Source organism: Janthinobacterium sp. GW460-12-1-14-LB5, assembly GCF_059423585.1.
Genome location: NZ_JBWKYD010000035.1, coordinates 1 through 18,584, shown reverse-complemented (window position 1 = coordinate 18,584; position 18,584 = coordinate 1). Strand labels below are relative to the sequence as shown.

Here is an 18,584-nt window from a genome sequence, read left to right as displayed (position 1 = left end):
ATGACACAAGCGCCCCGTTCCTGGCTGACCCGTTTGAACTGGTACTGGACCTTCCAGCTGGCCGGCTGGAATGGGGCCGCCCTGCTGGCGCTGCTGAGCCTGAGCCGCGCCCCCATGAGCTGGGCCATTCTTGGCGTCTGCTGGTGGGGCGGCGCCAGCGGCCTGCTGCTGTCCATGGCGTGGCGGCGCCTCCTGCGGCGGCGCGGCTGGATCGACGGCCGCTTCGCCTGGCAGCGCATCCTCCCCGTGCTTCCTCTGCTGGGCCTGATCCAGAGCCTGAGCGCGGGCGCCGGCTACGCCGTGCTGCAGCCGTTCGGCCCCGTCACCAGCCTGGCCTGGCTGCCGCCGGCGCTCGTCACCTGGAGCGCCATCTTCCTGATCTGGACCGTGCTGTACTCGATGGTGCAGTCGCTGCGCCGCGCCAGCCGCTTCGAGGCCGAGGCGCTGCGCCTGGAAGTACTGGCCAAGGACGCCCAGTTGCGCGCCTTGCAGGCGCAGGTGAACCCGCATTTCTTCTTCAACAGCCTCAATAGCGTGCGCGCGCTGATCTTCGAAGACCGCGAGGCGGCCGCGCACATGATCGACCAGCTGGCCGGCCTGATGCGCCATGCGCTGCAGTCTGGCCAGCACGCGACGGTGCCGCTGGCGGCCGAACTGGACGCCGTGCGCGCCTACCTGGCGATCGAACAGATACGCTTCGAGGAGCGCCTGCGCGTGAGCTTTGCGATCGGGATCAGCGCCCCCGGCCTGGAACAGGTGCGCGTGCCGCCCATGGCCCTGCAAACGCTGGTGGAAAACGCCGTCAAGTATGGCGTGGAAACGAGCGCCGATGGCGGCGACATCCGCATCGCGGCGCGGCGCCACAGCGCGAATGGCGCGGCCATGCTGCAGATCGAGGTCGCCAACACGGGCGTCTTGCGCGCACCGGGCAACTCCACCTGCGTCGGCCTGCGCAATGCGCGCCAGCGCTTGCAGCTGGCCTGCGGCGAGCGCGCCAGCCTGGAATTGCGCCAGCAGGCGGGCTGGGTATTTGCCACCATCGACCTGCCGGAGCAGGCATGAACGCTCGGCCGCTCAAGGTACTGCTGGTCGACGACGAGCGCCTGGCGCGCGCCGAGCTGCGGCGCCTGCTGGCGCCGCATGTGCGGCAAGGTGCCGTCGACATCGTCGGCGAGGCGGCCAGCGCGGCCGACGCCGTCGCGCAGATCGCCAAGCTGCGCCCCGACCTGCTGCTGCTCGACGTGCAGATGCCGGGCGGCTCCGGCTTCGACCTGCTGGCGTCGCTCGACGACGCGCCCGACGTCATCTTTTGCACGGCCTTCGACCAGTACGCACTGCAGGCCTTCGAGGTCAGCGCCCTCGACTACCTGCAAAAACCCGTGCAGGCGGCGCGCCTGGCCACGGCCCTGGCACGCGCCGGCGCGCGGGCGCAAGCCGTGCCGCCGCCCGCGCCGCGCAAGGTTTTCATCAAGGATGGGGAGCGCTGCTGGTTCGTGGCGTTTGACGATATCCGCCTGCTGGAATCGGAAGGCAACTACACGCGCGTGCATTTCGCGGCGCAGCAGCCGCTGATGCTGCGCTCATTGAGCCAGCTGGAAGAACGGCTTGATCCTGCGCAATTCTTCCGCGCCAACCGGCGCCAGATCGTCAACCTGGCGCAGGTGGCGCAAGTGGCGCCGAATGCGACCGACGGCCTCGACCTGCGCCTGCTGGACGGCAGCGTGGTCGAGGTGTCGCGCCGCCGCGCGCAGCAGTTCAAGGCCGCCACCGGCCTGTAGCCGGACTACTTGAGCGCGGGGATAGGCTGCGCCTGGAAGGCGGGGCGCGGCTGCTCTTTGAGTTTTTTCGCCAGCATGTCGAGCGCCACGTCCAGCTGGCGGTCGCCGCCATTGAAGGTGGCGTGCGGCGGATTGTCCACCTCGACGTCCGGCACCACGCCCACGCCTTCGATCAGCCACTGGCCATCGATGCCGAACTGGCCGTTTTCCGCCACGCGCGCCATGCCGTTGTCGGCCAGACGCGTATTGTCGCTGAGCCAGACGCCGGCGCCGGCCGTGCGCTTGCCCACCAGCGGCGCCAGTTTCAATGCCTTGATGCCTGCGGCGAAGGTCTCGCCATCGGAATACGTCAGTTCATCGACCAGCACCACCAGGTGGCCGCGGAAGGTGTTCTGCATGTTCGTCGACGGCTGCACGCCCGGCGGCGCCCAGTAGGCCCAGGCCTTGCGCAGCAGTTTTTCGATGATCCAGCTGTCGATATTGCCGCCGTTGTTGCGCCGCACGTCGATGATCAGGCCTTCGCGGTTGATGTTGGCATAAAAATCGCGCGCGAACGAGGCGATGTCGTTGGCCCCCATGGCGCGCAGGTGCAGGTAGCCGATGCGTCCCTGCGAGACGGCCGCCACCTGCTCGGCGCGGCTCAGTTCCCAGTCGCCATAGCGCAGCGCCGTCTGTTTCGCCATGTTGACGGGCGTGACGATGACGGCGCGCGGCGCGCCCTTGCCATGACCGCGTTTGACCTGCAACAAGACCTGCTTGTCGGCCTGGTTCAGCAGCAAATCGCTGATGTCGCGCGCGGCCAGGACGTCTTTGCCATTGACGGCCGTGATCACGTCGCCCGCGTTGACGTCCACTTCGGGGCGCGCCAGCGGCGCGCGCGCCGACGGCAATTCCGCCTCGCTGCGGTAGACGTGTTCGACCCGGTAGCCCTCGCTGGTGCGCGCCAGCACGGCACCGAGGCCGGCCGGCGCGCCTTCCTGCTCCGTGCGGCGCAATTCGCCGGGACGGATCTGCGAATGCAGGGCACCCACTTCGGCCACCATCATGCCGAGTAAATCATTGAGTTCGGCGCGGTCCGTGACCCGCTCGACCAGCGGCGCATACTTGTCGCGCGCCGCCTTCCAGTCCACGCCGCGCATCTTCGCGTCGTACAGGAAGTCGCGGTGCAAGCGCCACGCGTCGTTGAACATCTGCTTCCATTCCAGGCGCGGATTCGACACAAACGTCCAGTCGTCGACTTTTACTTTCGCCTTCGACAGGTCGGACGGCAGCTTGGCGCCCGCCTCGATCACCAGCATCTCGCCCGGGCCCGTAGCCGCTGCGCTGGTTGCTGTCCTGTAGTACAAATGCTTTTTATCCTGCGCCAGGTCGAATTCGCGCACATTGGCCACCAGCAATTCCGGCTTGGAGCCGGTATTGCCTATGGCCAGCGTTTTCAGATTGAACTTGTTCTCGCCGCTGTCGCGCTCGAGGAAATACAGGCGCTTGTCGTCCATGGCCAGCGCGCCGTAATTGCCCGCCGCCAGCGGTACTTCATACAGGCGCCCGGCCAGGCCCTTGAAGACGACGTCCGGCAGCGCTGCCGGCGCCTTTTTCACGGACGTCTTGCCGCCGGCCTTTTCCAATGCCTTTTCCGCCGCCGATTCGGCCGCCTTTTCATCATCCGTCTCGGCCGGCTTCACTCCCGGGCGGCTCAGCTCATCGTCGGGCTGGAACGGGAAGCGGTTGCCCGGCTGCAGCGCCAGCGCATACACGCCGATGCGCTTGTCGAACACGGGACCCATGTTGCGGTCGCCCCACGGCGACCCATTGGCCAGCTGGAAATTGCGCGCCGACATGAAATACAGCCAGCGCCCGTCCGGCGAAAACACGGGCGAAGCGGACGTGTAGCGGTCGCTGGTAACGAATTGCAGCTGCTTCGACGCCAGGTTGTACAGGCCGATCTGCTCGCGCTGCTCGTTGCTGGCCACGCGCACGATGGCCAGGTTGCGGCTGTCGGGCGACCATTGCACCTCGTCGTGCTTGTCCACGCCCGCCTTGCCCGCATCGTCGATCAGCTGGTTGCCCTTCGTTGCCAGGTCCAGCAGCCAGAAGCGGCCCTTTTTATCCGTGTGCGCCAGCCAGCGTCCGTCCGGCGACGGGTACAGCTTCCAGCGGTGATTATCTCCCTGCGTCGTCAGCTGCTCGCCCTTGCCCGAGCCGTCGGCCGCGTACTTCCAGATTTCGTTCTCTCCGCTCGTGTCGACGATGGCGAACACGGATTTCTCGTCGCTGGAAAAGACGGCATCGCGCGCCCGCGCCCCTTCGGGAATGGCGATGTCGACGCGGCGCAAGCTGCCCGTGCCGGCGATGCTCACGCGGCCCCTGGCAGTCAAGATGATGCGCTCATCCTTGCCGGACACCTGGACATTGCTCAAGGTATCGAGCGGCGAGCGGATCTGGCGCGCGCGCAGCTGGTCGAAATCGGAGACAAGGCTGATCGGCAATGGCGATGAGTCCGTCCCTGCGGCCAGGTCCAGTACCCGCAGGTCTGCGCCCAATTGATACACAATCTTGCCATCGCCCAGCTGCGCATTGCGCACGTCCCACTGCGTGTGGCGGGTCAGGGCGCGGCGGTCCGAACCGTCGGGCAGCATGCTCCACAGGTTGTCGCTGCCGCCCGCGTCGCTGATGTAGTAGACGCGGCCCTGCCACCACATGGGGCGCTTGTTGCCCTCCAACACGGCAGGTTCCGTATGCATGGGCACGGCCTCGCCCTTGCCATCGAGATCATAGCGCCACAAGGTGGCATGCGCGCCGCCCCGGTAGTTGCGCACATTGTCGTTCGTCATGGCCAGGCCGAAACGCGTGAAGAACAGCGTCTTGCCAGCGTCGTCGAGCACGGCGTCGTTGGCGTCGGCCACGGGAAACACGCGCCGCGTCTGTTTCACGGGATCGATGGCGGCGACGATGCGGCGCGAGGCGGGACCGTCCGTATTTTGCGTGCTGACCAGCACTTCGCCCTGCGCCGTCCAGCCCAGCACCAGCACGCCGCCATTGTCAAAGGAAATACGGCGCGGCAAACCGCCAGCCAGCGGCATCACATACGCTTCCTGCGCCCCTTCGTAGGCGGCGGAGAACGCCAGCCACTGGCCGTCGCGCGAAATTGCCGCGTTCGTTTCATAGCCGGGATGCGTCGTCAGCCGCTGCGCCGCGCCGCCATGGATATTGCTTTTCCACAAGTCGCCTTCTGCCGTGAAGACGACGGTATCGCCGCGCACGGCGGGAAAACGGAAATAACTGCCAGCCGGCGCGGCGGCAGCGGCGGCGTTGCCCAGCAGGCCGGCGGACAACAGGAGGAAGGCGAGAGTGCGGGAAATTTTCATTAAGCAATCTTTCAAGAGCCAGGGAAGCGGAACGATGCGGGGCATGGCCGACATCGGGATCCTGATTCTTGCATAGCTTACGCAAAAGCAATACTTATTTTTAAACAAGGATATTTACACAACAGTTTCCATTCCTGCGGCCAGGACGTAAAAAAACCCGCGCCACTTGTGTGGGCGGGTTTTTTGATCGCGCGGAAGCGAAGGGGCCGATTACTCGACTTCCACCGTTTCCGGTGCTGCCGTCGGCGCCGCGTCTGGCGGTTCCGGGAATTCCAGCAAGACCTGGTCCTTGTCGTCGAGGTCGACGGTGACCCGTCCACCCGTGACCAGGCGGCCGAACAGCAGTTCGTCGGCCAGGGCCTTGCGGATCATGTCCTGGATCAAACGCGCCATCGGCCGCGCGCCCATGAGCGGATCGAAACCTTTCTTGCCGAGGAAAGCACGCAGCTTCTCGGTAAACACGGCTTCGACCTTTTTCTCGTGCAACTGCTCTTCCAGCTGCATCAGGAACTTGTCGACCACGCGCAGGATGATTTCCTGGTCCAGCGCGCGGAAACTGATGGTCGCATCGATGCGGTTGCGGAACTCCGGCGTGAACATGCGCTTGATGTCGGCCATCTCGTCGCCGGCCTGCTTCGAATTGGTGAAGCCGATCGACGTCTTTTGCAGGCTTTCCGCGCCCGCATTGGTCGTCATGATGATGATCACGTTGCGGAAATCGGCTTTGCGGCCATTGTTGTCCGTCAAGGTGCCATGGTCCATGACTTGCAGCAGGATATTAAAAATGTCCGGATGGGCTTTTTCAATTTCATCGAGCAGCAAGACCGCGTGCGGCTTCTTGGTGATCGCTTCCGTCAGCAGGCCGCCCTGGTCGAAACCGACGTAGCCCGGCGGCGCGCCGATCAGGCGGCTGACGGCGTGGCGTTCCATGTATTCCGACATGTCGAAACGGATCAGCTCGATACCGAGGATGAAGGCCAATTGCTTGGCCACCTCGGTCTTGCCGACGCCGGTCGGACCGGAGAACAGGAAGGAGCCGATCGGCTTGTCCGTCTTGCCCAGGCCGGCACGCGCCATCTTGATGGCCGAGGCCAGCGCATCGATGGCGGGATCTTGCCCGAACACGACATTGCGCAAGTCGCGGTCGATCGTCTGCAGCTTGCTGCGGTCGTCCTGGTTGACCGTTTGCGGCGGAATGCGCGCGATCTTGGCGATGATGTCCTCGATCTCGGCCTTGCCGATGGTTTTCTTTTGCTTCGACTTCGGCAGGATGCGCTGCGCCGCGCCCGCTTCATCGATGACGTCGATCGCCTTGTCGGGCAGATGGCGGTCGTTGATGAAGCGCGCCGCCAGTTCGGCCGCCGTCGACAGGGCCGAGGCCGAGTATTTCACGCCGTGGTGCTCTTCGAAGCGCGACTTGAGGCCGCGCAAGATTTGCACGGTTTGCTCGACGGTCGGCTCGTTGACGTCCACTTTCTGGAAACGGCGGCTCAAGGCATGATCTTTCTCAAACACGCCGCGGAATTCCGTGTACGTGGTCGCGCCGATGCATTTCAGCTGACCATTCGCCAGTGCCGGTTTCAGCAGGTTGGATGCATCCAGCGTGCCGCCCGACGCCGAGCCCGCACCGATGATGGTGTGGATCTCGTCGATGAACAGGATGCCGTTCGGATTGTCCTTCAACTGTTTCAGCACGGCTTTCAGGCGCTGTTCGAAGTCGCCGCGGTATTTGGTACCGGCCAGCAAGGCGCCCATGTCCAGCGAATACACGACGGCATTCTGCAGGATTTCCGGCACGTCGCTTTGCGTGATGCGGTAAGCCAGGCCTTCGGCGATCGCCGTCTTGCCCACGCCCGCCTCGCCGACCAGCAGCGGATTGTTCTTGCGGCGGCGGCACAGGATCTGGATCACGCGGTCGACTTCTTCCTCGCGGCCGATCAGCGGGTCGATCTTGCCTTCGGCAGCGGCCTTGTTCAGGTTTTGCGTGAACTGGTCGAGCGGGCTTTCCTTCGGCTGGCCGTCGACTGGCGCTTCTTCCACGCCTTCGGAGGCTTTCGCACTTTCCGTCGACTGGTCCTTGCGCACGCCGTGCGAAATGAAATTGACCACGTCCAGGCGCGTCACGCCCTGCTGGTGCAGGTAGTAGACGGCATGCGAATCCTTTTCGCCGAAGATGGCCACGAGCACATTGGCGCCCGTGACTTCCTTCTTGCCATTCGAGGCGGACTGGACGTGCATGATGGCGCGCTGGATCACGCGCTGGAAACCAAGCGTCGGCTGGGTGTCGACTTCGCCCGTGCCAGGCACGGTCGGCGTGTTATCGCCGATGAAATTGGTGAGGGTCTTGCGCAGGTCTTCAATATTGACCGCGCAGGCACGCAACACCTCGGCAGCGGAGGGATTGTCCAGCAGTGCCAGCAATAAATGCTCAACCGTGATGAATTCGTGCCGTGCCTGCCGAGCTTCGACAAACGCCATGTGCAAACTTACTTCTAATTCCTGCGCAATCATACTTCCTCCATCACGCACTGCAGGGGGTGCCCCGCCTTGCGCGCATGCGTTAAAACGAACTCCACTTTGGTACACGCTATATCTTTAGAGAACACGCCGCACACTCCTTTGCCGTAGCGATGAACACTGAGCATGATTTGCGTCGCCGTTTCACGGTCCTTGTTGAAATACTCCTGAATGATGGCCACCACAAATTCCATCGGGGTGTAGTCGTCATTGAGCAAGGCCACCTGGTAGAGCGGTGGCGGCTTCAGCACTTGCCGCTCCAGCAGGGTTTCTGTGTCGTGCTTGGTTGCCATACGCTTATTCTAATGCTTTCACAGTGGTTGTCATGCGCAATATCTACGCCTTTCCAATTGTTTTCAATCTTACGCGTTTTCTTAATATTGCGCAGATGGCGACCTTGCTGTCAAAATCAAGAGTTGCTTTTTTGGTTGTCGTGAAGAATTTGGCAATATCGATGGAAAAGCGCTTGACTTCATTATTTATTCCGCCAACAATGCTGTATCGACTGTTGCAGTAATGTACAGCTTGATAAGAAGTGAGACGTCGAGGAGGGGGCAAGAAGCTTCTTGCTTTTATGGCTCGTGTGATTTGTTTTAATTTTGAAAGTTCTTTTTATGGCAACAGGTACAGTTAAGTGGTTCAATGATTCCAAAGGTTTTGGCTTCATCACTCCAGATGATGGCGGCGAAGATTTGTTTGCTCATTTCTCCGCAATCAACATGAACGGTTTCAAGACCCTCAAAGAAGGTCAAAAAGTTCAATTCGAAGTCACGCAAGGCCCTAAAGGCAAGCAAGCTTCCAACATCCAAGCAGCCTAAGCATCGCCGGCCCTCAGATGTGAAAAACCCCGTTTCCTTGAAGCGGGGTTTTTTTTCGTCCGCAGGGTGCGCTGCAGCCTGCCCCACCACTCTTGTTACATGTGCTCGATCATGACCTCGCCGAAACCGGAGCACGACACTTGCGTGGCGCCTTCCATCAGACGGGCGAAATCGTAGGTGACGCGCTTCGAGGCGATCGACTTTTGCATCGAAGAAATAATCAGGTCGGCCGCTTCCAGCCAGCCCATGTGGCGCAGCATCATTTCCGCCGACAGGATCAGCGAACCGGGGTTCACGTAATCCTTGCCCGCGTACTTCGGCGCCGTGCCGTGCGTCGCTTCGAACATGGCGACGGAGTCGGACAGGTTGGCGCCCGGCGCGATGCCGATGCCGCCCACTTGCGCCGCCAGCGCGTCGGAAATGTAATCGCCGTTCAGATTCAGGGTGGCGATGACGCTGTATTCGGCCGGACGCAGCAAGATCTGTTGCAGGAACGCGTCAGCGATGGAATCCTTGACGATGATGTCGCGGCCCGTCTTCGGATTCTTGAACTTGCACCAGGGGCCGCCGTCGATCAGCTCGGCACCGAATTCCTTTTGCGCCAGCGCATACGCCCAGTCGCGGAAGCCGCCTTCCGTGTACTTCATGATGTTGCCTTTGTGCACAATTGTCACGGAAGGCTTGTCATTGTCGATCGCGTACTGGATGGCCTTGCGCACCAGGCGCTGCGTGCCTTCGATGGAGACGGGCTTGATGCCCAGGCCCGAGGTGGCCGGGAAGCGGATTTTCGTCACGCCCATTTCATTGACGAGGAAATCCATCAGTTTCTTGGCTTCGGGCGAGCCTTGCTGGTATTCGATGCCGGCGTAGATGTCTTCCGAGTTTTCGCGGAAAATCACCATATCCGTCTTTTCCGGCTCTTTCACGGGCGACGGCACGCCCGTGAAATAGCGCACGGGACGCAGGCAGACGTACAGGTCGAGCTGCTGGCGCAGTGCCACGTTCAGCGAGCGGATGCCGCCGCCGACGGGCGTCGTCAGCGGACCCTTGATGGAGACCACGTAATCTTTCAGCACCTGCAAGGTTTCTTCCGGCAGCCACACATCGGGGCCGTACACATTCGTCGATTTTTCGCCCGCGTAGATTTCCATCCAGCTGATCTTGCGCGCGCCGCCGTAGGCCTTGGCCACGGCCGCGTCGATCACCTTGATCATGACCGGGCTGATATCGATGCCCGTGCCATCGCCTTCAATGAAGGGAACGATGGGATTATCTGGTACATTCAGCGAAAAATCGGCGTTGACGGTGATTTTTTGGCCGTCAGCAGGTACAGTGATATGTTGATACATCGTGATCTCCGAAGTGGGACACACCGCTGGCGGGCAACACGGGCCGGCGACGCGCTCTGCGGTTGCAGAGTTTACAAAAACAAGTCCGAACATGGCGGCAACAACGCACTTTAGCAGGGAAAGAACACCCGGGCCATTCACGGCGCCAAAGAACCTCGTTGCCATACCGCCTATGTCTTCTATAAGACATAAGACTTACATTTCACATTATGCACCAGTATCTTACAGGGCGCCACGCTTTTGCGGCGCCAACCAGCAGCCACCATCGTTTGCATCAATTCCTCTACCAGCATGCCACTCATCCTCTTCAATAAACCGTTCCAGGTCCTGTGCCAGTTTTCGCCGCAGGACGGCCGCACCACTCTGGCCGACCACATCACCATTCCCGGCATCTACCCGGCCGGCCGGCTCGACGCCGACAGCGAAGGCTTGCTGCTGCTGACGGACGACGGCCGCCTGCAGCACGAGATCAGCCACCCGGACCGCAAGGAAGCGAAAACCTATTTGGTGCAGGTCGACGGCGTGCCCGATGCGGCCAGCCTGGCGCGCCTGCAGGCGCCGCTGGACCTGGGCGACTTCATCACCAAGCCGTGCAAGGCCGTGCGCATCGCCGAGCCGGACTGGCTGTGGCCGCGCAATCCGCCCATCCGCGCGCGCGCCGACAAGCCCACCTCGTGGCTGGCGATCACCTTAAAAGAGGGAAAAAACCGGCAAGTGCGGCGCATGACGGCCGCCGTCGGCCTGCCCACCCTGCGCCTGGTGCGCAGCGCCATCGGCCCGTTCTCGCTGGCCAGCCACCCCTTGCTGCCAGGAGAATGGTGCGAAGTGCCGGCCGAGAACATCGGAAAAGCGTGAGCGGGACAAGAAAAAACAGCCTCGGCATTGAATTTTGCCAATAAGCACTATTTATTTTTAGATAATGCATTAAAATCATCCCACCTTAACATGACTGAAAAGGAAAGATGATGACAAAAGTAATCCTGGCCCTGGCCGCTTCCCTGCTCGCTGGCGCTGCACTGGCGCAATCGGGCGCCAAGGTGCACGCTTCCGCCGCGACCGATGCCGTCAAGCCGCCACCGGCCTCGGCCGCCAGCCACGCCTCGGCCGCCACCGACGCCGTCAAGCCGGTGCCGCCGGCGTCGGCCACCGTCAATGCGTCGGCCGCGACGGATGCGGCACGTTCGGGCGCATCAACCAAGGCCTCGGCCGCCACCGATGCGCCGCGCCTGGTTCCCCAGTCCCGCAAGTCGAAGCAGCCGGCCGCTGAAGCAGGCAAGCCCGTGAAGTAAGCGCAATCCCCGGGGTTACGGCAGCGACTATGTTGCTGTAACCCCACGCTTTCGGCGCGGACAGGCAGCATGCTTGACCAGGCAGCCGCCAGCATGGCTTAATCGCCGCTTCGCAGCCACCATCCCGCCCCATGAAAAATTCCCTACGCCGTCTCGGCCTGTCCATCGCCTTGTTATCTTGCGCCAGCATGGCCCAGGCGCAAACCAGGGGCGTGCAACTGTCGGCCGGCATGCATCTGATCCAGGCGGAAGTGGCCGCCACGGAAGCACAACGCGAGCAGGGCTTGATGTACCGCGAAAAGATGGAGGCGAATGCGGGCATGCTGTTCGTCTTTGGCAACCCGTCCACGCAATGCATGTGGATGAAGAACACGCCGCTGCCCCTGTCGGTGGCCTTTATCGATGCCAGCGGCAAGATCGTCAACATCGAAGACATGCAGCCGCATACGCTCGACAGCCATTGCTCCACGAAGACCGTGCCCGTGCGCTATGCGCTGGAAATGCACCTGGGCTGGTTCAAGCAAAAGAATATCAAGCCGGGCATGAGCATCGGCAACCTGCCGGCGGCACGCTAGGCCGTGGCGGCCGGCCGCTGGCGGACGCGGCCTTAAAAATCCGGATAAAAACGCGAAAAAACCCGCCAGAACGAATCTGCGGGTTTTTGCTTTTCAACCAGTGCCAGCGTACCGGCACAGACAAGGCCACCGTGGTGGCTTGCCTGCTGGCGAATATTAAGCGGACAGTGCTTTCAAAGCAGCTGCCAGACGGCTCTTATGGCGAGCTGCCTTGTTTTTGTGGATGATCTTCTTGTCAGCGATACGGTCGATGGTCGACACGGATGCCTGGAAGATTGCAGCAGCAGCTGCCTTGTCGCCGCCCTGGATCGCTTTGCGAGCAGCTTTGATAGCCGTGCGCAAGGTCGAACGTTGGGACGAATTGTGTGCGTTTTGCTTAACTGCTTGACGAGCGCGTTTGCGCGCTTGTGCGGTATTTGCCATGGAATTTCCTAAAACAGGGTCAAAGTGCGTTTGCAAACATTAGTGTTTGCCAACCGGTGCGTTCTGTGCGTCTGCCGAACCATGTGTGCCAAACCAGTGCCTGTCAAACATTAGTGTCTGCGTAACAGAATTCTGTACAGCCTTCGATTATAGCGATATTTTCAAGCGGGAGCAAATCAAAAAACCGTGTGTGACGCCAAAAACACCTGAAAATGGGGCTGGCAAGGGCGAATCGGCAGCGGATCGGCGGCAATTGTTACCATATTTTAAGCGTTTTCCGGCACTGCGCCCGGCTATAATCTGCCCCCATGAACTTGCTTAAAACCCTCGCCGCCATTTCCAGCATGACCATGCTGTCCCGTGTAACCGGATTATTGCGCGAAAGCCTGTTCGCGCGCGCCTTTGGCGCCGGCGCCTACACGGACGCCTTCATCGTTGCCTTCCGCATTCCCAACCTGTTGCGCCGCTTGTTTGCCGAGGGCGCGTTCTCGCAAGCCTTCGTGCCGATCCTGTCTGAATACAAGAACCAGCATGGCCAGGAAGCGAGCAAGCAACTGGCCGACCATGTGGCCACCACCCTCGTCTGGGCCACCCTGCTCGTGTCCGCCATCGGCATCGTCGGCGCGCCGTGGTTCGTGTATGCGATCGCCACGGGCCTGTCCAAGGATCCGGGCGCCTTCGACGCGGCCGTGTGGATGACGCGGCTGATGTTCCCTTATATTACTTGCATGTCCTTCGTGGCCCTGGCCGGCGGCATACTGAATACCTGGCGCGAATTCAAGATACCCGCGTTCACGCCGGTGCTGCTGAACCTGTCGTTCATCGCCGCCTCGCTGTTCCTCGCGCCCTATTTAAAACAGCCGATCTACGCCATGGCCATTGCTGTGTTCGCCGGCGGCCTGCTGCAGGTGGCCATCCAGATTCCCGCGCTGATCAAGATCGGCATGCTGCCGCGCCTGTCGCTCAATCCCGCCATCGGCCTGTCCGACGGCGGCGTGCGCCGCGTGCTGAAAAAGATGGGACCGGCCGTGTTTGCCGTCTCGGCGGCGCAGATCAGCCTGATGATCAACACCAGCATCGCCTCGCGCCTGGCCGAAGGCAGCATTTCCTGGCTGTCGTACGCGGACCGACTGATGGAGTTTCCTACCGCCATGCTGGGCGTGGCCCTGGGCACCATCTTGCTGCCCAGCCTGTCGAAAGCCAACGTGGATGGCGACAAGACGGAATACTCGGCCCTGCTGGACTGGGGCTTGCGCCTGACCTTTTTGCTGGCCCTGCCCGCCGCCGTCGGCATGGCGACCCTGGCCACGCCCCTGATCGCGACATTATTTCACTACGGCAAGTTTACGGCCGAATCCGTCACCATGTCGACGCAGCCGCTGGTGGCCTACAGCCTGGGCTTGATCGGCATTATCTTGGTAAAAACCCTGGCGCCCGCGTTCTATGCGCGCCAGGACATCCGCACGCCCGTGAAAATCGCCATCGGCGTGCTGATCGCCACGCAGCTGATGAATCTGCTGTTCGTGCCCTACATCGCCGTGGCCGGCCTGGCCCTGTCGATCGGCCTGGGCGCCTGCCTGAACGCCAGTTTCCTGTACTGGGGCTTGCGCAAGCGCGGCATCTACCAGCCGAAACCGGGCTGGGCCAAATTCTTCGCGCGCCTGCTGCCGGCCCTCATCGTGATGGGCGGCGTGGCGTATGCTGGCGCCCTGCGCATCGACTGGATCGCCATGCAAGCCCATCCGCTGCTGCGGGCCGGCGCGCTGGCCCTGGTGGTGGCCGTGTGCGGCGTGGCGTACTTTGCGACGTTATTTGCGGTTGGCTTCCGCTTCCGCGACTTCAAGCGCCACGCGTGACAACATGCGCAGGACGTTGTTGCCTGCGTCTCGCCGTACTAGCGTACTGTCTTCGACTTGGCGCCTAGTCCTGCGCATGTTGTAGAAACAAAAAAACCCGCCTCGGCGGGTTTTGTCATTCTGGCCAGGAAAAAATCAAACAGCCTTGCGAGCGCGGCGGCGGAGCGCGAAGCCGACCAGCGCCAGGCCGCCCAGCAGCATGCCGTAGGTTTCCGGTTCCGGCACGGGCAAGGCGGACACCGTGCCCACGTATTGGCCGTTCTGCAAACCGCTCAAGCCAGAAACGCGCACCTCGTAGGTGCCTGCACCCAAGGAACCAGCCCAGCTCAGGCTCTGGATGCCGGCCACCGACGTCAGGGTCAGGTCGCCATAGCCCACCAGCGTGGCGGCGAAGTTGCTGATCGCGCCTTCGGCAACGGAAAACGTCTGCAAGGCACCGAACGACGTCGACGATGGGGTCAGCAGTTTGAAGGTCCACAAATCGTCGACCACCGAATTGGCGGCAAAATTGGTGGTGATCGATGCCCGCGTATCGAAGCCGCTCGGATCCAGGATACCCAGATTGTAGGTCGCCGCCGATGCGCTGAACGAAGCTGCAGCCAGAATGCCTGCCGCGATAAATTTCAATTTCATAAATTATCCCTTAAAAGTAATTTATGGCCGCCAGATGGGCCAGCCATCGCTTGAGTACTGAAAGTACCAAACAAAATGGTATCATAAAGACATCAAATTACTTGTAATTATTTTATTTAAATTTCATTTAAAATAAGTATTTCTTCTATGGAATGGTTACGCATGCCGGAGGATTTCCCAGTGAAAATAGTTCTCTCTGTATCGCGCTCCATTGACTTATGGTTACAACGGGTTTGCCGCTTCCTGCTGCGCGCCGGCCTCTTCCTCCGGCGGCACCACCTCGGGCACGGCGGACGCTGGCGCGGCAGGAGGAAACAAGGCGGGCGGCTTGCCCGTGTCCACCTCAGCCGGCACGAGAGCCAGCCCTGCCGACGGCACGGGGCCGCCGGCGACGAACTGCCACTCGGACAGGTGCGCCTTGCCTTCGAAGCCAGTGAATCGGGCGTCGAAATTGCCCACTTTTAAGGGCGCGGACGACGACAGGCTATGCACGCCGATGATGCCGCGGCTGCCCGGCTGGTACAGCAAGCCCCATTCGGCGCGCCCCGTGATGGGGTCGACATACAGCTTGCGCAAATGGCGGCGCACTTGCGGAAAGCGGGGATCGCGCAGCAAGGCGGAAAGCGTCGCCGGCTGCTGCGGCTGGCCGGCGGGCGTGGCGCCCGCGTAGCTTTGCAACGCATCGGCAAACTGCGCGCCGATGTCGAGCAACTCCTGCTCGGCCGCCTGGCGCTGCAGCAGGGAACCCATCTTCAGCCCGGCCGCCCCCACCAGGCCCAGGATGGCCACCAGGATGATCAGGCCCAGGTAAGTGAAACCGCGCTGGCGGCGCGCAGGACGATGCATGGCCGCTACCAGTCGGCAAACGGCGTGCCGCTGCGGTCCTTGCCGGGCGCACCGCTTTTCACGTCATACACCTGGCCCGGCGTGTCGTCGGGCGGCGGCACGATGAGCCAGCTGGCGTCGCTGTCCGTGATGGGATCGACGGGCATGGCGCGCAGGTATTTCTTTTCCACAAGTTGCTCTAGGGAATCGGGATAACGGCCCGTATCGCCGTGGAACTGGTCGATGGTGGCGCGCAGGTTGCGTAAATTATCCGCCAGCACGGTTTCCTTCGCCTTGTCGAGGCTGGGAAAGTAGCGGGGCACGGCCAGAGTCAGCAGCAGCGCCACGATGCCTAGCACCACCAGCAATTCGATCAGGGTAAAGCCGCGCCTGCGGGCAGCAAGGATGTCAGCAGCCATGGTTCACCATAGACGGTAAGGCACGTTGTTCAGGCCCGTTTTATTGGACGTGGAGTACACATCGTAGACGTCGTCGCCTTCGCGCGGTTCAGCCGCCTCGCTGGCGTAGCTGCGCTTGCCCCAGGTCTGCGCATCGCTCAGGCCCGCGTCTGCGTTGAACGGGTCGCGCGGCACGCGGCGCAGGAAAAACAGTTTGCCGCGCTTCGGGTTGCGCTGGTCCGGCACGCCTTCGACCAGCACCTCCAGGCTTTTCGGGTAGCCGCTGGCGTCGGGCGCCCGCACGATGCGCCCTTCGTCGCCGGCCCGCTTATACGCGTCGAGCCCCTGGCGGATCTCGCGCAGCGCGCGCCGCAATTCCTGCTCCTGGCGCCGCTGCATGGCCACCTGCGTGACGGGCACCACCAGGGTGCCCAGCACGCCGAGGATGGCCAGGGTCACCAGCAGCTCGATCAGGGTAAAACCGCCGGGCGTGCGCGCCAGCCTCATTTGGCGACCGGCACCGGCTGGCTCGACGACAGCGGCAAGGGCGACGCCTGCAGCGGCACGGGCTGGCCCGACGATATCGGCAAAGGCGAGGCGGCCGGTTCGGGCGACGGCGCCACTTCCGGCGCGGGCACGCTTTGCGGCAATGCCGGTGGCACGATCGGCGGCACCTGTCCCGGCGCCATCAGCGGCTGCGCCGGCGCCGGCTGCATGCCGACGGCCGACGGGCCGGAACGCACGATCACCGTGCCCGGCATCTGCGTGGGCGCCCTGGCCGCCATGTCGGGACGGCGGCGGAAGCTGCCTTCCGTGCCGGCCGAGAATTCCGATTCCTTCGCTTCCGGACGCTGCACCGTGCGCACCAGGTGCGGCGTGACCGACAGCACGATCTCCGTCTTCTGGCTGTCGTCCTTGCTGCTGCCGAACAAACGCCCCAGCACGGGAATATCGCCCAGGCCAGGCACCTTGTTGCCCGAGCTGCGCTCTTCATTGTTGATCAGGCCCGCCAGCACCTGGTTTTCGCCATCCTTCAATTGCAGCATGGTCGAGGCCTGGCGCGTGCCGATCTGGTACAGGGTCGAGCCGCTGCGGGTGGTGGTGGCAGCCCCCAGGTTGCTCACTTCGAGCGAGATGCGGATGCCCACCTCATTGTTCAAATAAATGGTCGGCTCGGCGTTCACCGTCAGCCCCACGTCCAGGTAGCTGATCGACTCGGAAGCGAAGCCGCCCGTGCCCGGCGAAATCGTGGTGGTCACCACGGGCACCCTGTCGCCGATGACGAACTTCGCCTTTTCCCGGTTGCGCACGCGGATGCGCGGATTGGCCAGGATATTCGCGTCGCCATCCGTCTTCTTGGCATTCGCCGTCACGGACAGGTCGCTCACGCCGATGGTGCGCTGGTTCAGATTATTCAGGTCGTTGATGGTCAGCCCTATCCCGCCCGAGGTGGAAAGTGGCGTCAGGGTCAGGCTCGATGGCCAGGCCACGCCCAGTTCCAGCAGGCGGCTGCGCTTGACTTCGAGGATTTCCAGCTCCAGCACCACTTCCGCCTCCGGCACGTCCTGCAGCGCGATCAGGCGCTCGGCCAGGCGGATCGCCTCGGGCGTGTCGCGCACGATGACAAGGTTGAGCTTTTCATCGGCCACCACGTCGCGCGTCTTCAAAATCGTCTTGAGCGTGTTGGTCACCTGCCTGGCGTCCGCGTTCGCCAGAAAAAAGGTCTTGACCAGCACTTCCTGGTATTCCTTCACTTTCGCCGCCACATTGGGATAGATCAAAATGGTGTTCGCATCCATCACCTGCTGCTCCAGCTGGTTCGTCACCAGCAGGAAGTACACGGCCGATTCCACCGTGCTGTTCTTCAGGAAGATCGACGTTTTCGCGTCCGCCTTGACGTCCTTGTCGAAGACGAAATTGAGGCCCGAGCGGCGCGCGATCAGCTCGAACACCTGTTTTAACGGGGCGTCGCGGAACTCGATGGTGATCGGCTGCTTGTACGACTTGGCCAGGCCCGATTCGACGATGGGCGGCGCCGTTTTTTCATCGACCTCGCGCAGCAGCGCGCGCGCGCCCGCATGGTTCGGCTGCTCGGTGAGGATGGCGTTCAGGCGCTGGCGCGCCGGGTCGTATTGTTTTGCATCAAACGCCGTGCGCGCATCGGCCAGCAATTTCCCCTGGCGCTGTTCGCGTTCGAGCGCGCGCAAGCCGCTGCTGGCGCGCTCGTTCTGCGCATCGATTTCCAGCACGCCGAGGAAGGACGCGCGCGCCAGCTCGCCCTGCCCCGCCTGCGCCTGGCGCTCGGCCTGCTGCAAGCGGCTGCTGGTGGCCCGTTCGCGCGCCTGCAGATACGCGCTGCGGTATTGCGCGTTGCCGGGGTCCTGCTGCAGCGCCTCCTGCAGTTTTTGCAGGCCGGCCGGGATCTGATCTTGCGCAATCAGCTCGCGCCCGTCGCGGTAAGCTTGCTGCCCCGCGCAGCCGGACAGCAGCACCAGCAACGCCAGCAAAGGCGCCGGTGAAAAGGAACGAGACATCACTCGAGTACTCCAATGTTGAGCTGCTGAACCTGGTTCAACGGCAGATAGGTGAGCGTCATGACGGGCGGCGCGATCGTCACGACCTTGTAGGCGCCATCGATGACGGTATTGGCGCGCACGATATACGTCTTGTCGGCGCGCGACAAAAACACTTCCCAGGCGCCGTCGGCGGCCGCCTTGCCCAGGTAGACGAAGGGCAGCGGCGGCGCCATCGGCGGGGG

17 protein-coding genes and 1 pseudogene are annotated in these 18,584 nt (G+C 62.4%); 7 read left to right on the top strand and 11 right to left on the bottom strand.

What is annotated here, in order from left to right; genetic code table 11:
* Both AC07X6_RS26240 and AC07X6_RS26235 read left to right on the top strand, forming a co-directional pair.
* Positions 1–1,062: a sensor histidine kinase gene (locus AC07X6_RS26240; protein WP_494792902.1), complete on the top strand. Its 1,062-nt coding sequence runs from the start codon at positions 1–3 to the stop codon at positions 1,060–1,062.
* Positions 1,059–1,778, top strand: coding sequence for a LytR/AlgR family response regulator transcription factor (locus tag AC07X6_RS26235; protein WP_494792901.1), 720 nt, complete (start codon positions 1,059–1,061; stop codon positions 1,776–1,778). Before AC07X6_RS26240 ends, AC07X6_RS26235 begins: the two co-directional genes overlap by 4 nt.
* A 5-nt stretch (positions 1,779–1,783) precedes the next feature.
* Here AC07X6_RS26235 and AC07X6_RS26230 read toward each other — a convergent pair whose 3' ends face one another.
* The 3 genes from AC07X6_RS26230 to clpS form a co-directional block, all read right to left on the bottom strand.
* On the bottom strand, positions 1,784–5,143 hold the full coding sequence (locus AC07X6_RS26230; protein ID WP_494792900.1) for a S41 family peptidase: 3,360 nt from the start codon (positions 5,141–5,143) through the stop codon (positions 1,784–1,786).
* 210 nt (positions 5,144–5,353) lie between these two features.
* The gene (gene clpA / locus AC07X6_RS26225) at positions 5,354–7,654 is read right to left on the bottom strand and encodes an ATP-dependent Clp protease ATP-binding subunit ClpA (protein WP_034751575.1); all 2,301 of its coding nucleotides are present in this window, start codon (positions 7,652–7,654) and stop codon (positions 5,354–5,356) included.
* Complete coding sequence (clpS, locus tag AC07X6_RS26220) at positions 7,651–7,953, bottom strand: ATP-dependent Clp protease adapter ClpS (protein ID WP_034751577.1); 303 nt, start codon at positions 7,951–7,953, stop codon at positions 7,651–7,653. Before clpS ends, clpA begins: the two co-directional genes overlap by 4 nt.
* A gap of 321 nt (positions 7,954–8,274) precedes the next feature.
* Between clpS and cspE the strand changes: the two genes are divergently transcribed.
* The gene (gene cspE, locus AC07X6_RS26215) at positions 8,275–8,478 is read left to right on the top strand and encodes a transcription antiterminator/RNA stability regulator CspE (protein WP_010395943.1); all 204 of its coding nucleotides are present in this window, start codon (positions 8,275–8,277) and stop codon (positions 8,476–8,478) included.
* Between the two features lie 95 nt (positions 8,479–8,573).
* On the opposite strand, the gene icd is transcribed toward cspE, so the two are convergent.
* Positions 8,574–9,827 carry an NADP-dependent isocitrate dehydrogenase gene (gene icd / locus AC07X6_RS26210; RefSeq protein WP_494792899.1) on the bottom strand — a complete coding sequence of 418 codons (1,254 nt, stop codon included), beginning with the start codon at positions 9,825–9,827 and terminating at the stop codon, positions 8,574–8,576.
* 291 nt (positions 9,828–10,118) lie between these two features.
* On the opposite strand from icd, the gene AC07X6_RS26205 reads away from it, so the two are divergent.
* The 3 genes from AC07X6_RS26205 to AC07X6_RS26195 all read left to right on the top strand — a co-directional run bounded on the left by AC07X6_RS26205 (position 10,119) and on the right by AC07X6_RS26195 (position 11,691).
* Positions 10,119–10,682 (top strand): pseudouridine synthase, encoded by a 564-nt coding sequence (locus tag AC07X6_RS26205; protein ID WP_494792898.1) that lies wholly within the window; start codon positions 10,119–10,121, stop codon positions 10,680–10,682.
* A 110-nt stretch (positions 10,683–10,792) separates the two neighbouring features.
* Complete coding sequence (locus AC07X6_RS26200; RefSeq protein ID WP_230538390.1) at positions 10,793–11,116, top strand: hypothetical protein; 324 nt, start codon at positions 10,793–10,795, stop codon at positions 11,114–11,116.
* A gap of 131 nt (positions 11,117–11,247) precedes the next feature.
* On the top strand, positions 11,248–11,691 hold the full coding sequence (locus tag AC07X6_RS26195; protein WP_230538391.1) for a DUF192 domain-containing protein: 444 nt from the start codon (positions 11,248–11,250) through the stop codon (positions 11,689–11,691).
* 156 nt (positions 11,692–11,847) lie between these two features.
* On the opposite strand, the gene rpsT is transcribed toward AC07X6_RS26195, so the two are convergent.
* On the bottom strand, positions 11,848–12,114 hold the full coding sequence (rpsT, locus tag AC07X6_RS26190; protein ID WP_010395935.1) for a 30S ribosomal protein S20: 267 nt from the start codon (positions 12,112–12,114) through the stop codon (positions 11,848–11,850).
* A 308-nt stretch (positions 12,115–12,422) separates the two neighbouring features.
* Between rpsT and murJ the strand changes: the two genes are divergently transcribed.
* Positions 12,423–13,970, top strand: a complete 1,548-nt coding sequence (gene murJ, locus AC07X6_RS26185) for a murein biosynthesis integral membrane protein MurJ (RefSeq protein ID WP_230538392.1) — start codon at positions 12,423–12,425, stop codon at positions 13,968–13,970.
* Positions 13,971–14,105: 135 nt separating this feature from the next.
* On the opposite strand, the gene AC07X6_RS26180 is transcribed toward murJ, so the two are convergent.
* The 6 genes and pseudogenes from AC07X6_RS26180 to AC07X6_RS26155 all read right to left on the bottom strand — a co-directional run.
* Entirely contained in the window at positions 14,106–14,603 is a 498-nt protein-coding gene (locus tag AC07X6_RS26180; RefSeq protein WP_494792897.1) for an FxDxF family PEP-CTERM protein, read from the bottom strand.
* A gap of 222 nt (positions 14,604–14,825) precedes the next feature.
* Positions 14,826–15,449: a type II secretion system protein gene (locus tag AC07X6_RS26175; RefSeq protein ID WP_494792896.1), complete on the bottom strand. Its 624-nt coding sequence runs from the start codon at positions 15,447–15,449 to the stop codon at positions 14,826–14,828.
* A 5-nt stretch (positions 15,450–15,454) separates the two neighbouring features.
* Positions 15,455–15,847, bottom strand: a complete 393-nt coding sequence (locus AC07X6_RS26170; RefSeq protein WP_230538395.1) for a type II secretion system protein — start codon at positions 15,845–15,847, stop codon at positions 15,455–15,457.
* 3 nt (positions 15,848–15,850) lie between these two features.
* Positions 15,851–16,333, bottom strand: a complete 483-nt coding sequence (locus tag AC07X6_RS26165; RefSeq protein WP_494792895.1) for a type II secretion system protein — start codon at positions 16,331–16,333, stop codon at positions 15,851–15,853.
* Positions 16,330–18,360, bottom strand: coding sequence for a secretin GspD/PilQ domain-containing protein (locus AC07X6_RS26160; protein WP_494792915.1), 2,031 nt, complete (start codon positions 18,358–18,360; stop codon positions 16,330–16,332). Before AC07X6_RS26160 ends, AC07X6_RS26165 begins: the two co-directional genes overlap by 4 nt.
* Positions 18,360–18,584: pseudogene (locus AC07X6_RS26155) on the bottom strand (hypothetical protein); the annotation flags it as partial. The gene AC07X6_RS26160 and the pseudogene AC07X6_RS26155, both read right to left, overlap by 1 nt.